The sequence below is a fragment of the Streptococcus infantis genome (assembly GCF_047465525.1).
Lineage (GTDB): Bacteria > Bacillota > Bacilli > Lactobacillales > Streptococcaceae > Streptococcus > Streptococcus infantis_R.
In genome coordinates this window covers 1-14,895 of record NZ_JASGZS010000010.1, presented here as the reverse complement: position 1 = coordinate 14,895, position 14,895 = coordinate 1, and the positions used below count along the sequence as shown (strand labels likewise).

15 protein-coding genes, 1 tRNA gene and 1 rRNA gene are annotated in these 14,895 nt (G+C 40.3%); 13 read left to right on the top strand and 4 right to left on the bottom strand.

The features are described 5' to 3' along the window. Window positions 1–97 precede the first annotated feature (97 nt). Genes QM374_RS04995 through QM374_RS04985 form a run of 3 tightly spaced genes read left to right on the top strand, consistent with a single transcriptional unit; the run spans window position 98 to window position 2,561 of the window. A complete protein-coding gene (locus QM374_RS04995; protein ID WP_021144116.1) occupies window positions 98–814 on the top strand; it encodes an ABC transporter ATP-binding protein in 717 nt (238 codons plus the stop codon). A 1-nt stretch (window position 815) separates the two neighbouring features. Then, complete coding sequence (locus QM374_RS04990) at window positions 816–1,898, top strand: ABC transporter permease (RefSeq protein ID WP_006154045.1); 1,083 nt, start codon at window positions 816–818, stop codon at window positions 1,896–1,898. 39 nt (window positions 1,899–1,937) lie between these two features. Further along, window positions 1,938–2,561, top strand: a complete 624-nt coding sequence (locus tag QM374_RS04985) for a TetR/AcrR family transcriptional regulator (protein ID WP_049508119.1) — start codon at window positions 1,938–1,940, stop codon at window positions 2,559–2,561. 162 nt (window positions 2,562–2,723) lie between these two features. Here QM374_RS04985 and QM374_RS04980 read toward each other — a convergent pair whose 3' ends face one another. The 4 genes from QM374_RS04980 to QM374_RS04965 form a co-directional block, all read right to left on the bottom strand. Next, a complete protein-coding gene (locus QM374_RS04980) occupies window positions 2,724–2,927 on the bottom strand; it encodes a CsbD family protein (RefSeq protein ID WP_006153995.1) in 204 nt (67 codons plus the stop codon). Window positions 2,928–3,043: 116 nt separating this feature from the next. Then, a complete protein-coding gene (locus tag QM374_RS04975; protein WP_414311055.1) occupies window positions 3,044–3,676 on the bottom strand; it encodes a DUF421 domain-containing protein in 633 nt (210 codons plus the stop codon). Further along, window positions 3,673–4,125 carry a DUF3290 family protein gene (locus QM374_RS04970; protein ID WP_414311054.1) on the bottom strand — a complete coding sequence of 151 codons (453 nt, stop codon included), beginning with the start codon at window positions 4,123–4,125 and terminating at the stop codon, window positions 3,673–3,675. The genes QM374_RS04975 and QM374_RS04970 overlap by 4 nt, the downstream gene beginning before the upstream one ends. A gap of 369 nt (window positions 4,126–4,494) precedes the next feature. Then, window positions 4,495–5,661 carry an IS30 family transposase gene (locus tag QM374_RS04965; protein ID WP_414311053.1) on the bottom strand — a complete coding sequence of 389 codons (1,167 nt, stop codon included), beginning with the start codon at window positions 5,659–5,661 and terminating at the stop codon, window positions 4,495–4,497. A gap of 200 nt (window positions 5,662–5,861) precedes the next feature. Between QM374_RS04965 and QM374_RS04960 the strand changes: the two genes are divergently transcribed. From QM374_RS04960 to QM374_RS04915, 10 genes are all read left to right on the top strand, one after another. Next, the gene (locus QM374_RS04960) at window positions 5,862–6,626 is read left to right on the top strand and encodes a nucleoside phosphorylase (protein ID WP_414311052.1); all 765 of its coding nucleotides are present in this window, start codon (window positions 5,862–5,864) and stop codon (window positions 6,624–6,626) included. Window positions 6,627–6,658: 32 nt separating this feature from the next. Continuing rightward, complete coding sequence (locus tag QM374_RS04955) at window positions 6,659–8,038, top strand: TrkH family potassium uptake protein (protein WP_414311051.1); 1,380 nt, start codon at window positions 6,659–6,661, stop codon at window positions 8,036–8,038. 13 nt (window positions 8,039–8,051) lie between these two features. Then, window positions 8,052–8,717, top strand: coding sequence for a potassium channel family protein (locus QM374_RS04950; protein ID WP_414311050.1), 666 nt, complete (start codon window positions 8,052–8,054; stop codon window positions 8,715–8,717). A 158-nt stretch (window positions 8,718–8,875) separates the two neighbouring features. After that, the gene (locus QM374_RS04945) at window positions 8,876–11,104 is read left to right on the top strand and encodes an SSURE domain-containing protein (RefSeq protein WP_414311049.1); all 2,229 of its coding nucleotides are present in this window, start codon (window positions 8,876–8,878) and stop codon (window positions 11,102–11,104) included. A gap of 123 nt (window positions 11,105–11,227) precedes the next feature. Further along, window positions 11,228–11,926, top strand: coding sequence for a response regulator transcription factor (locus QM374_RS04940; RefSeq protein WP_049508137.1), 699 nt, complete (start codon window positions 11,228–11,230; stop codon window positions 11,924–11,926). Next, the gene (locus QM374_RS04935) at window positions 11,923–12,975 is read left to right on the top strand and encodes a sensor histidine kinase (protein ID WP_414311048.1); all 1,053 of its coding nucleotides are present in this window, start codon (window positions 11,923–11,925) and stop codon (window positions 12,973–12,975) included. Before QM374_RS04940 ends, QM374_RS04935 begins: the two co-directional genes overlap by 4 nt. A 194-nt stretch (window positions 12,976–13,169) precedes the next feature. Continuing rightward, entirely contained in the window at window positions 13,170–13,781 is a 612-nt protein-coding gene (gene rpsD, locus QM374_RS04930; RefSeq protein ID WP_000092756.1) for a 30S ribosomal protein S4, read from the top strand. 203 nt (window positions 13,782–13,984) lie between these two features. Beyond that, window positions 13,985–14,443: a sigma-70 family RNA polymerase sigma factor gene (locus tag QM374_RS04925; protein WP_414311047.1), complete on the top strand. Its 459-nt coding sequence runs from the start codon at window positions 13,985–13,987 to the stop codon at window positions 14,441–14,443. A gap of 79 nt (window positions 14,444–14,522) precedes the next feature. Beyond that, window positions 14,523–14,594 (top strand) — tRNA-Glu (locus QM374_RS04920). Between the two features lie 242 nt (window positions 14,595–14,836). After that, window positions 14,837–14,895, top strand: a 16S ribosomal RNA gene (locus QM374_RS04915); the annotation flags it as partial.

Sequence of the window (14,895 nt, the reverse complement as noted above, 5' to 3'; positions counted from 1 at the left end):
TTTCAACTATCAACTTTCAACTTGACAAGTGAGTGGATACTCACTATAATAGTTTTATATTTCAAAAGTGAGTAAATACTCACCTAGGAGGATTCAAATGAAAAAATTGTTACATTTAAAAGATTTAGAAAAATCTTTTGGTCGTCAAATGGTCTTAGATCACGTTGGTTTTGATTTACAGCCTGGAGAAATCATTGGTCTAATCGGTCCATCAGGTGCTGGTAAATCAACTATGATTAAAACCATGCTAGGAATGGAAAAGGCGGATAGCGGTATCGCTTTAGTCTTGGACCATACTATGCCAAATCGTCATATTTTAGGTGATATTGGCTATATGGCTCAGTCTGATGCTCTTTATGAGGCCTTGTCAGGTCAAGAAAATCTAGAATTTTTTGGTCAGCTAAAAGGGCTATCCAAAAGAGATCTGACAGCTGAAATTGCCCATGTGGCTCAAGTTGTGGATCTGACAGAGCATTTGAATAAAACGGTATCCGGTTATTCTGGAGGAATGAAGCGACGCTTGTCTTTAGCCGTCGCGCTTCTGGGGAATCCTCAGCTCTTGATTTTGGACGAACCGACAGTTGGAATCGACCCTTCTCTTCGAAAGAAAATCTGGAAAGAATTATTCGCGCTTAGAGACAATGGGGTAGGGATATTAGTTACTACCCATGTTATGGATGAAGCAGAGTTAACGGATAAGGTCGGCTTATTATTAGGTGGAAAAATCATTGCTTTTGATACACCGCAACACTTAAAAGATAGTTATCAAGTTTCAAGTATTGAAGAAGTCTTTTTGAAAGCAGAAGGAGAGTAAGATGAGAACCATTGCTATTGCTAAAAAAGTTATCAAAGAATTGCTTCGTGACAAACGAACCTTGGCTATGATGTTTGTAGCGCCGGTATTTATTATGTGGCTGATGAACCTCATGTTTTCAGCTAGTACAACCGTGAATGTCAAGTTAGCGACACAAGATCTACCAACTGGTTTGGTAACAAAAATGGATGAGCTCGATCATGTGGACGTCGAGACTTATCAAGACTTAGATCAGGCTAAAAAAGCTCTAGCTGACGAGAAAGTAGATGCAGTCATATCGTATAAAGATGGTGAGTATCAGGTCGACTACGCAAATACGGATGCTTCTAAAACAACTATGACACGACAAGTGTTACGAACAAGTATCGTCAATGAAGGCACCGATCAGTTATTATCTCGTGTCAAACAAGCTCTTCCACAATTGAAATTAGATGAAAAGGCGCCTGAAATCAAAGAATCTTACCAATATGGAGATAAAAATACTGGATTCTTTGCACGTATGATTCCAATTTTAATTGGCTTTGTGGTCTTCTTCTTTGTCTTTTTGATTTCTGGTATGGCACTGTTGAAAGAGCGAACAAGTGGAACCTTGGATCGCTTGTTAGCAACCCCAGTGAAACGTTCTGAAATCGTCTATGGCTATATGTTGTCTTACGGTATTATTGCGATTTTTCAAACGGCAGTTGTCGTTTTAGCAGCAATTTGGCTACTAGATGTAGAAGTTGTAGGAAATATTTTAAATGTTATAATAGTTAATGTGGTACTGGCTCTTGTAGCACTAGCTTTTGGAATTCTCTTGTCTACTCTAGCAAAATCAGAATTCCAAATGATGCAATTTATTCCTCTCGTGATTATGCCCCAACTTTTTTTCTCAGGAATTATTCCATTGTCATCCATGGGAGAATGGGCTCCAACTGTGGGGAAATTTTTGCCATTAACCTATTCTGGTGATGCAATAAGCCAGATTATTCTTTACGGACACAATCTTGGTGATATTTTGTCAAATCTTGGTGTTTTAATGATTTTCTTGATCATTTTAACAATTCTCAATATTGTTGGATTGCGTCGTTATCGTAAAGTTTAGAAATCAACATAAATAATGCTAAAAAGGTGTGAAGATTGGATGGATAAGACTGTTTTTGAATCGTTTGAAGATTACTTAGAAGAAGCGAATTACCCTCAAGGAAAGAAAAAAATCATGCAGGCAGCAGTGGATCTCATATCAACCAGGAGTTACCATGGGACCTCAACTCTTCACATAGCTGAGCGTGCTGGACTAAGCCAGGCAACTTTGTTTAAGTATTTTAAGACGAAGGATGATTTACTGACGGCTATTTTACATCCTGTAGTCCCAGGCATTCTCGGTAGTTTTTTTGAGGAACTCTTAGCTTTTGAAACGACAGAAGAGAGGGTTCGTTATCTCGTCCATAATCGTATGAGCTATCTCAAAAAAAATCGTGCCTTGATGAAAATCATTCTACAAGAGAGTTTTTCAAATAAAAAACTAAAAAATGAACAGATTTTTATCTGGAATGCTATTCAAGATAAACTTCGAGTGCTTCATAAGGAATTGCTAGCAGATCCACGTGTAAATCCAGAGATAACGATTCCTCAAATGGTTCGCATCTGTATAGGTCCATTGTTAGCTTACTTCTCTCAACTATATGTCGTTGGCGTCAATGGCGAAATGAGAGAAGAGGACTTAGGCTTATTGGAAAAACAAATCTTAGGTGGTTTGTGGAAATAGGAGGAGTATAGGAATTAGTTCTTTTTGCTTTAGGTTGAGCAACACATCATAAGAAGTATTTTCTAATATTAAAAAACATAATAATTTAAAGAAAAAACTCTTATCCCTAGCATATTAACAGCTTGGAATAAGAGTTTCTTATGTTATTAGGACGAGAAAGAATTATTCTCCGTCTTTTTTAAAGATGTTTTTTACGCCAGATACTGCACCTTCGACAGCTTCTTTTGCATCTTCAGCAACTTCTTTAGCTTTTGAAGCTACCTTTTCTGCAGCTCCTTCTGTTTGAGTTTTTGTATCGCCAGTTAGTTTACCAAAGCCTTCTTTAACAGAACCTTTAGCTTGGTTGAATTTTTCTTCGATTGACATGGGGGATACCTCCGTTAATTTTTTGTATTATCTAAATTACATCAGATATTGGTTTAAGTATATACCCTTTTATGCTAAAAAGCAAAAAACTGATACGAAAAGCATCAGTTTATTTTTTAATAGGTTACAACATTCAATTGACCTTTATCATATTCAGCGATAAAGATATTTGAGACTTCTTCGAAACCTTCTTCTTTCAATTTCTCAGTTAGCCACTCCTCGGATTTGCCAATGGTTTCTAGGATTTCAACTTGGACAACACCGTCTGTGATGACTGGGTACTTAGGATTTTCGTCACCCATTCTTACGACAATTAGTTGTCCGTTTTGCTCAATCACAGCTCTCTTGACATCCTTTAATTGAAAGATTCCTTGAGCGCGCAATTTAAGAGCAACATCAGCAGCAGCTAGACCTTTTGAGCGACAGGCTTCTGGATCTAATTTTCCATTTTTAATGATAATCGTAGGTTTTCCGTCAATCAGATGTTTAATGAAGGAAACATTAGTATTCAACCATTTAAGGAGCAGGATGAGAATAGTCCAGATGATGAGGATAACAACGTATTGGATGATGGTAATCGAGCTATTGTAGATAACCCCACCGATAATTCCCCCAAGAACAAAGTTCTGTACCTGATCTACTGCAGAACTTGGTGCTAAATTTCCTTTACCTGTTACGTTAATAACAAAAACAAGAGAAAGTAGCCCCAAGGCTAATTTAATCGCAATTGTAGCAAAAAAGCTTATCATTTTTCAACCTCCACGAGTTCAACATCTGATTTATAGAGTTCCATTTTTTCCAATAAATAGCTATCTTGGTCGCTTCCACTGATAGCGCGATAAAAATTATCGTTAACCTTAATAATAGCTCCATCAGTTGTAGCTGATGTATTGACATAAATATCTTTTTTATCAACACCTAACTCTTTTGATACAATCTCGATGAAGTGTAAGGAACTACGAAATTGATTATCATTGGATTGACTAGTTTGGAAATTCGTAATGCTAATCAATACAAAAGCAATTAAAGTCAAAATAGAAATGATCGATAATTCACGGAACTTGCTCCCTTTTTTATCTTTGAAAGCCTTAAATGCAAAAAATCCAGTCACGATCAGCAGTAAAGCTGATACAATAATCATGACCCAATTCTGTTGACTAATCTGACTGAGCACATAGTCATAGGAATAGAATTTCATAAAACTCCCTCACTTTTTTTAAATTCAATCTGTTATAAACTAATTCCTAAACTATAGCAATTTTATTAGTAGGAAAAAAGCATTTAATTGTTGTTTTCTATTTAAATTCAATTTTTCGCTAAATTCCCAAACTAAGTTCCACTGCTAATCCAAGTGGAAGTTAGTCTGATAAAAATCCTAAAAACCAGTGGAATTCCGTGTCAGGGTAAATTCCACTGGTTTTACTAATGCTTGATTTCATCGTTTTTGTAGCCGAAAAGAATCGAAAAAAAGAGCGCACAAAATCCCCTCATCTGAAAGCGTTTCAGATTAAGTTCCGCTATGGTGGAAGTTAGTGTGAGACGTTTGAATGCGGTTAAATGTTAGTTTTTAGATCTTATGTTGGAGTAATTTAGAAGACTGACAGACGTCTTCTGCAGGTATTTTAGAAATGCCGAGAAGCTTAGGAATCTCTTCTCCGTAAGTAAAGGCAAAGAGTTCATAGGCTGACTTTCCATTCAAAGCAGCGCGTTTGACACTGTTGACATGAGAGCAGACGAGATTGATGTCCTCTTGAGTTAAATTGTCAAAAGAAGTTCCTTTAGGTAGAATGTCGCGAATCAGCGTGTGATTTTTCTCAATTCTCCCTTTCTGGTCAGAGCGATTAGGGTCACAAAAGAAGAGTTTACTCTCTCCTCGCACATCCATTTCGATGTCATCAACCCTGGCAAACTCTCCTCCATTATCTGTCAGAATAACAGGAAAGAGTTGGCAGAAGTCTTTGTCAGCTTCGTGAAGGTTATTCTTAATATCATAGAGGTGTTTGGTAACCTCAAGGGCAGTTTTACTCTCCAGAAGCCTAGCGAAGATAAAGTTACAGAAAGAGAGATTGAAGGTGAGTAGGACTTTACCTCCCATTCTGCCCATAACTGTATCCATTTCCAGCCAAGAGTTTAGTTGGTTAAGGACTAAATAGTTTTGAAAATCCTCATAGGACCGGCCTTTTTTATCTTCTTTAGGGATGGAAGGTAGATTACTTTTTCGTCTTTCTTTAAATTTAACGGCTCTGACTAGGTCAATAGGAGCGATAGATAGGTATCCTTTTCGGATATGTCGATAGACGGTTGAGGAGCTAACATCAATATTGTGAGTTTTCAGGATATGATAGATGTGTTGTCCCTTTTTAACACCATCAGAAATGACTTTGTCCATGTCCCAGAAAGTCTGAGAGTTGAGAGGAGTTCCTTCACGAGCTTCGACAAGAGTTTGTTCGTACTGCTTTTGAGCTTGTTTAGCGAGGTAGAAGATTTTCTGATAGCCACAGTTTTGTCTTTTTTTAGAGCACCCATTACAGACAAAGGGAGCTTTATCAAGTAGAGGGCAAGGAAGGTTGTTAGAGGTAGAGTCTCTAATTTGTTTGTTTCGTTTGACTTCTTTGGAAACAGTAGTCGGATCTTTAAGAATAAGTTGCCCGATAGCTTTGAAGGTTTCACCGCGCTCTAAACCTAATTGGATATCATTACGGTCTGAAAGGGTAAGGTGTTTATGTTTGGTCATAGTAGGCCTCATTTCTATCACAAACGTCTCACACTTAATTCCACCATAAAAATCCGTTTTAGACTAATTTCCACTTTGGTCAGGAAAGTGGAAGTTACTTTGAGAAATTACCAATTCAATTTTTCTGAATTGAACTTCGACTCGACCTTGACTTTCTTTCTGTTTTTGATACAATAGTAAAAATTTAGAGGAGGTGCCCTATGATTCAAAAACATGCCATTCCTATTTTAGAGTTTGATGATAATCCTCAGGCAGTCATCATGCCAAATCACGAAGGATTAGATTTACAGTTGCCAAAGAAGTGCATCTATGCATTTTTGGAGGAGGAGATTGACCGCTTTGCTCAGGAAGTAGGGGCGGAGTGCGTTGGGGAGTTTGTGTCTGCCACTAAGACCTACCCCGTTTATGTCATGAGTTACAAGGGTGAGGAAGTTTGTCTGGCCCAGGCTCCTGTTGGTTCTGCCCCTGCGGCCCAGTTTATGGATTGGTTGATTGGTTACGGTGTGGAGAAAATCATCTCTACTGGTACTTGTGGCGTGTTAACGAATATAGAAGAAAATGCCTTTCTGGTTCCAGTACGAGCCCTGCGTGATGAAGGAACTAGTTACCATTATGCACCACCTTCTCGTTATATGGATGTGCATGTTCAAGCAATTTCTGCTATCGAGCAAGTTTTGGAACAAAGAGGTATTCCTTATGAGGAAGTCATGACCTGGACGACAGATGGTTTTTACCGAGAGACGGCTGAAAAGGTTGCCTATCGCAAGGAAGAAGGCTGTGCTGTTGTGGAGATGGAGTGCTCGGCTCTTGCGGCAGTGGCCCAGCTACGTGGGGTTGTCTGGGGAGAGTTGTTGTTTACGGCAGATTCTTTGGCGGATCTTGATAACTATGACCAACGCGATTGGGGTGCAGAAGCTTTTGATAAGGCGCTAGGTCTCTGTCTTGAGATCGTTAGTCATATATGAGTATTCTCAGATTTTTGTGGTACAATGTAGCTATGTTATTCAAATCATTTTCGGAAAAAATAAACACAACCTTGGGGCGTTTATCACCTGCTCGTCGAATTTTTTTAAGTTTTGCTTTGGTTATCCTCTTGGGGTCTCTCATTTTGAGTCTTCCATTTGTACAATCTCCAACATCTCATGCTGGTTACTTTGATCATTTATTTACAGCCGTATCTATGGTCTGTGTGACAGGACTTTTTACCTTACCTGTCGCTTCGACCTACAATGTCTGGGGGCAGCTGATCTGTATGTTCTTGATTCAGATTGGTGGTTTGGGTCTCATGACCTTTATCGGGGTCTTCTATATTCAAAGCAAGCAAAAGCTAAGTCTTCGAGGTCGTGAAACAATTCTGGAGAGTTTTAGTTTTGAAGAAACTCAGTCTTTGAAGGATTTTCTACGTTCCATCTTTTTTACAACTTTTTTAGTAGAAGGTTTAGGAGCCTTTCTGTTAAGTTTTCGTTTTGTTCCTGAGTTTGGTTTAGGTCGGGGGATTTTCACTTCCATTTTTGTAGCCATTTCAGCTTTCTGTAATGCTGGGTTTGATAATTTTGGAAGCACGAGTTTGCTAGATTTTCAGACAGATCCTTTGGTTAATCTAGTGATTGCTGGCTTGATTATTACAGGTGGTCTAGGTTTTATGGTCTGGTTTGATCTAGCCACTCAATTGGGAAAGAAGAAAAAACGTCGTCTTCGTTTCCATACTAAGCTAGTCCTCTTCTTAACAGCGGGGATTTTATTTGCTGGAACAGTTTCAACCCTCTTGATAGAGTGGAATAATTCGGGAACGATTGGGAATCTTAGCTTCCCGGATAAATTGCTGGTTAGTTTCTTCCAAACTGTCAGCATGAGAACAGCAGGTTTTGCTTCTATTGATTACACCCAGGCTCGTCCTGTTACTTTGCTGATCTATATCTTACAGATGTTTCTTGGTGGAGCACCTGGAGGAACCGCAGGAGGACTTAAAATCACGACCTTCTTTGTTTTGTTGGTATTCGCACGCAGTGAGTTTTTAGGCTTACCTCATGCCAATGTAGCACAAAGAACGATTGAGCCTCGGACAGTCCAAAAATCATTCAGTGTCTTCATTATTTTTTTATTGACTTTTCTGGTTGGCTTGATTTTACTAGGAATAACAGCAGAAGGGAATCCGAAATTTATCTACCTGATATTTGAAACTATTTCAGCACTTGCCACGGTTGGAGTAACTGCTAATTTGACACCAGAATTAGGCAAATTAGCTCTCAGCATTGTCATGCTACTGATGTTTATCGGACGAATTGGGCCACTGACGCTATTAGTCAGTTTGGCTGAGTATCGGCCAGATAAGAAAGACATGATTCACTATATGAAAGCAGATATAACCATAGGATAAGAAAGGATAAGCTATGTCAGATCGGACAATCGGAATTTTAGGTTTGGGTATTTTTGGGAGTAGTGTTCTCGCCGCTCTCGCTAAGCATGATGTAAATATCATAGCCATTGATGACCATGAGGAACGAATCAATCAATTTGAACCAGTCTTGGCGCGTGGCGTTGTTGGTGACATCACAGATGAGGACCTCTTGCTATCAGCCGGGATTGATACTTGTGATACAGTAGTCGTCGCAACTGGTGAAAATCTAGAGTCTAGTGTTCTAGCAGTCATGCATTGCAAGAGTCTGGGTGTACCGACTGTTATTGCTAAAGTTAAAAGTCATACAGCAAAAAAAGTCCTTGAAAAAATAGGTGCAGACTCAGTTATTTCACCAGAGTATGAGATGGGACGCTCTTTGGCACAGACGATTCTCTTCCATAATAGTGTAGATGTCTTTCAGTTAGACAAGAACGTCTCCATTGTCGAAATGAAAGTTCCTGTATCATGGGTAGGAAAGAGCCTTAGCCAATTAAATCTTAGAGGACGGTACAATCTCAATATCCTCGGTTTTCGTGACTACGAAAATGCTCCCTTAGATGTTCAGTTTGGCCCAAATGACTTACTAAGATCGGATACCTATATCATGGCGGTTATTAATAACCAATATTTGGATACTCTAGCAAGCCTCAGTGAGTAGAAGAGGAATGACTATTTTTTTTTTTCAATGACCATTGAGTCAATATAAGTATTTTATAAGAGGGATTTAAGAAAAATTTTAACTTTTTCTTAATCCCTTTTAATTTTAGGAGATTATACTAGAGTCATCAAATAAAGAAAAACTCTAAGGAGAATCCTATGAAATTCAATCCAAATCAAAGATATACTCGTTGGTCTATTCGTCGTCTCAGTGTCGGTGTTGCCTCAGTTGTTGTGGCCAGTGGCTTCTTTGTTCTCGTCAGTCAACCAAATTCGGTACGTGCCGATGTGGTCAATCCGACCTCTGCTCAAGTCGTACCAGATGCAGATTCGGTGAGTGCAAAGAGCGACTTACCAGTAGAAATTCTCAAAGAAGCAGTTGATACAGCTCTTCCTTCAGAACAGGTAGATTCAACGCCTAAAGCAAGCTTGGATACTATAAGCTCACCAGAAAAAGCGGATGTAGCCACTAAAGACCAAGTAGTAGCACCAAAAGAAGAAGTGCAAGAAAAACCTGAATCTAAGAAAGAAACAGAAGATGCGGTTAAACCTGCGACAAATCCTGCGCCTGCAGTTACTGGACAAGACCGTGAAGCAAGTGAAGCTCAACCAGCAACCACTCCATCTGAAGTTCAAAAAGGCGTGGTTGATAATACCAAAGACACAGTTGATGTCCCAGCCACTTACTTGGACAAGGCCAACTTCCCTGGCCCATTCACAGCCGGAGTCAACCAAGTGATTCCATATGAATTCTTCGCAGGTGACGGTATGTTGACCCGCCTCATCTTAAAAGCATCCGATAAGGCCCCATGGTCAGACAACGGTTCGGCTAAAAATCCTGCTCTCCCACCAGTAGAGAAATTGGGCAAAGGCCTCTACTTCTATGAAGTGGACTTGGCAGGTACTCAAGGTAAATCAGATAAAGACCTTCTTGACCTCTTGAAACAAAACGGCACTCAAAGCTATAAAGCTACTATTAAAGTGTATGGTGCGAAAGATGGCAAAGCAGATTTGAGCAACCTCGTAGCGACTAAGGATTTGGATGTCAACTTGAACGGCTTGACCACCCCTGCTGAAGTACAAAAAGGTGTAGCCGACAACACTAAAGACACGGTAGACGTCCCAGCTACATACTTGGATAAAGCCAATTTCCCTGGTCCATTTACAGCCGGTGTCAACCAAGTGATTCCATACGAATTCTTCGCAGGTGATGGTATGTTGACCCGCCTCATCTTAAAAGCATCCGATAAGGCCCCATGGTCAGACAACGGTTCGGCTAAAAATCCGGCCCTCCCACCAGTAGAGAAATTGGGCAAAGGCCTTTACTTCTATGAAGTGGATTTGGCAGGTACTCAAGGCAAATCAGATAAAGAGCTTCTTGATCTCTTGAAACAAAATGGTACGCAAAGTTACAAGGCAACTATCAAAGTGTACGGTGCGAAAGATGGCAAGGCTGATTTGAGTAATCTAGTAGCGACTAAGGACTTGAATGTCAACTTGAACAGCTTGACCACTCCAGCTGAAGTACAAAAAGGTGTGGCTGACAACACCAAAGACACAGTAGACGTCCCAGCTACATACTTGGACAAGGCTAACTTTCCAGGCCCATTCACAGCCGGAGTCAACCAAGTCATTCCATACGAATTCTTCGCTGGTGACGGTATGTTAACTCGCCTTATCTTGAAAGCATCAGACAAGGCTCCGTGGTCAGACAACGGTTCGGCTAAAAATCCGGCCCTTCCACCAGTAGAGAAATTGGGCAAAGGTCTTTACTTCTATGAAGTGAATTTGGCCGGTACCCAAGGTAAATCAGACAAAGAGCTTCTAGACCTCTTGAAACAAAACGGTACGCAAAGCTATAAAGCTACTATTAAAGTGTATGGTGCAAAAGATGGCAAGGCCGATTTGACAAATCTCATAGCGACTAAGGATTTGACAGTAAACTTGAATGGACATCAGTCTCTTATTCCGATGCAGTCAGGTTCCGTCCCATCTTCGAATGGTTCAGCTATGACGGCTCCAATGATGAATAGTCATCAAGATGCGTCCAATATGAAATCTCACATGCCAGCTACTAGCCAGGATAAGATGATGCCTAGCAAAGAGCAAGATAAAACCATGAATGCTAGCCAGCCTATGGCAACACCAAGTATGAAACAAGATCAAGTTTCAGCAGCCACAAGCAAAATACCTGATGAAGGCAAGATGGCATCTAATAACAAGATGTCAAGTCCGATGATGGCTGATCAAATGAAAGGCAAAAAAGACATGCTTCCATATACTGGTGAAGCCCAAACATCAATGGCTCCTATTGGCTTCTTTGGATTAGCTTTGGCTGGACTGTTAGGTGGTCTCGGTTTGAAAGCTAAAAAAGAGGAAAATGACTAGTCTAGCTACAGACTTTCTATCTAGGATTTGAAAAATCCAGATATAGTTTAGAATGTTCGTAAAGCGATTAAAATAGTGTTATACTATTGTAGTATAGCACTGTTTTTTTCAAAGGAGAGACAGATGGGAAAGACCATTTTACTCGTTGACGACGAGGTAGAAATCACAGATATTCATCAACGCTATCTGGTTCAGGCAGGGTATCAGGTTTTGGTGGCTCATGATGGAGTAGAGGCCTTGGAAATCTTCAAGCGAAAACCGATTGATTTGATTATTACAGATATCATGATGCCTCGGATGGATGGTTATGATTTGATTAGTGAGGTTCAGTATCAATCTCCAGATCAGCCTTTTCTATTTATTACGGCTAAGACAAGCGAACAGGACAAGATTTACGGCCTAAGCCTGGGGGCAGATGACTTTATTGCCAAGCCATTTAGTCCTCGTGAGCTTGTTTTACGTGTCCACAATATCTTGCGTCGCCTTCATCGTGGGGGTGAGATAGAGGTTGTCAGCCTCGGGGATTTACGAATGAATCACGGTAGTCATGAGGCTCAAGTAGGAGATGTAGCACTTGATTTGACAGTCAAATCCTTCGAGCTTTTATGGATTTTAGCCAGCAATCCAAAGCGAGTTTTCTCTAAGACAGATCTTTATGAAAAGGTCTGGCAAGAAGACTATGTGGATGATACCAATACCTTAAATGTTCATATTCATGCTCTTCGACAGGAGTTGGCTAAATATGCTAGTGCAGAAACGCCCACCATAAAAACAGTTTGGGGCTTGGGCTACAAAATTGAGAAAGCACGAGGTAGTCAATGAAATTAAAAAGTTATATTCTAGTGGGGTATATCATTTCAACACTCCTAACGATTATCGTAGTTTTTTGGGCAGTCCAGCGAATGCTAATTGACGAAAGAGAGATTTATTTCCTGATTGGAATGACTCTAATCGCAAGTTTTGTCGGTGCTGGGATTAGTCTCTTTCTCCTATCACCAGTCTTTACTTCATTGGGTAAACTTAAGGAACATGCCAAGCGAGTAGCGGACAAGGACTTTTCTTCAAATCTGGAGGTTCAAGGGCCTGTGGAATTTCAGCAATTAGGCCAAGCTTTCAATGAAATGTCCCATGATTTGCAGGCCACCTTTGATTCCTTGGAAGAAAGCGAACGAGAAAAGGGATTGATGGTTGCCCAGCTATCGCATGATATCAAGACCCCAATCACTTCAATCCAAGCGACGGTAGAAGGGATTTTGGATGGGGTTATCAAGGAAGGAGAACAAGCACATTATCTAGCAACCATTGGGCGTCAGACGGAAAGACTCAATAAACTGGTTGAAGAGTTGAATTTTTTGACTCTAAATACAGCTAGAAATCAGGTAGAAACTACCAGCAAGGACAGTATTTTTCTGGACCAGCTCTTGATTGAGTGCATGAGTGAATTTCAGTTCTTGATTGAGCAGGAGGAGCGAGATGTCCACCTACAGGTAATTCCTGAATCTGCTCGAATTGAAGGAGATTATGCCAAACTTTCTCGTATTTTGGTGAATCTGGTCAATAACGCTTTTAAATACTCTGCTCCAGGAACCAAGCTGGAAGTGGTAGCTAAACTGGAGGATAGCCAGCTTTCAATCAGTGTGACCGATGAGGGACAGGGCATTGCCCCAGAGGATTTAAAGAATATTTTCAAACGCCTTTATCGTGTAGAAACTTCTCGTAACATGAAAACAGGTGGTCATGGCTTAGGTCTTGCGATTGCGCGCGAATTGGCCCATCAATTAGGTGGAGAAATCACAGTTACCAGCCAGTACGGCCTAGGAAGCACCTTTACCCTCCTTCTCAACCTTTCTGCTAGTGAAAATAAAGCTTAACCCCCCTTTACAAATCCAGCCATTCATGGTAGAATAGAGCATGTGTGAAATATCAGCAGGAAAGCATGAAGCTCGTCAACAGGTGTCTTATAATAAGTAACCTTGGCTGTTTAGGCGAAGGGCATCTGCACGAATCAGGGCTTTCTAAGTGACTATTTCCACCGAAATATTATTTATATCAGGAGGACATTCACATGTCACGTTATACAGGACCATCTTGGAAACAAGCTCGTCGCCTTGGCCTTTCACTTACAGGTACAGGTAAAGAATTGGCACGTCGTAACTACGTACCAGGACAACACGGACCAAACAACCGTTCTAAATTGTCAGAATACGGTTTGCAATTGGCTGAAAAACAAAAACTTCGCTTCACTTACGGTGTAGGTGAAAAACAATTCCGTAACTTGTTCGTACAAGCTACAAAAATCAAAGGCGGAATCCTAGGTTTCAACTTCATGCTTCTTTTGGAACGCCGTTTGGATAACGTTGTTTACCGTCTTGGTCTTGCGACTACTCGTCGTCAAGCTCGTCAATTCGTAAACCACGGTCACATCCTTGTTGACGGAAAACGCGTTGATATTCCATCATATCGCGTAACTCCAGGTCAAGTGATCTCAGTTCGTGAAAAATCATTGAAAGTTCCAGCTATCCTTGAAGCAGTAGAAGCTACTCTTGGACGTCCAGCATTCGTATCATTCGATGCTGAAAAATTGGAAGGTTCATTGACTCGTTTGCCAGAACGCGATGAAATCAACCCAGAAATTAACGAAGCACTTGTCGTTGAATTCTACAACAAAATGCTTTAATTTTAAGATATATCTTACAGAAAGCCTACAACAGTGGGCTTTTTGCTTTGTCTGAAAATTAGATTATGAAAAACTAGCCAGCTTTACGTGAATTACAAACTTATAATCAATAACATTACAGACTCAAAAACACAAGACAGAAATCAAAGCCCCTCTTTCCCTCTTTCTCTGCTATACTACAAGCAGAGAAAGGGGGAAAGCAAATGCTTGAAAAGTATTATGAGAAGGTAAAAGGGATTGTCCATAGATGCCGAAAAGATTATTATCTCCACCTGTGGGAAAAAGAGGATTGGGATCAAGAAGGACTGATCTGTCTCTATGAACTCCTCGAGGCCCATCCAGAATTAGTGGAAGAGGAAAAGAAACTCTACGTCTACTTCAAAACAAAATTCCGCAATCGAATCCTAGATAGTGTCAGAAAACAAGAGAGTCAAAAACGTCGCCTGGACCGTATAGCCTATGAAGAAGTAGGCGAGATTAGCCATCGCCTACCAGAAGGAGGATTGTGGCTGGATGATTACTACGCCCTTCATGAATTGTTGGATAGTTATAGAAGAAAATTACCACAAGATAAGCAAGAAGCCTATGAACTCCTCTGGGCAGATGAACGTTTCAAGGGTCGCCAAGCCATGCTGAAAGAGTTAAAGGAAGTAATTCAGTAGAATTGAAAAAAAGTTAAAAAAAGGTGTTGACAAAGTTAGAAAAGTCGGTATAATAGTAAGAGTTGAAAATAACAACTCTGGTCCGTTGGTCAAGGGGTTAAGACACCGCCTTTTCACGGCGGTAACACGGGTTCGAATCCCGTACGGACTATAGTATGTTACAGATGAAACACTAGATGAAAAAAATTAAAAAAAATTTCAAAAAAGTGTTGACAAGCGAAAGCGGCTGTGATATACTAATATAGTTGTCACTTGAGAGAAGTGAGTGACAAAGACCTTTGAAAACTGAACAAGACGAACCAATGTGCAGGGCACTACAACTGAAGTTGTAGTACTGAACAATGAAAAAAACAATAAATCTGTCAGTGACAGAAATGAGTGAGAACTCAAACTTTTAATGAGAGTTTGATCCTGGCTCAGGACGAACGCTGGCGGCGTGCCTAATACATGCA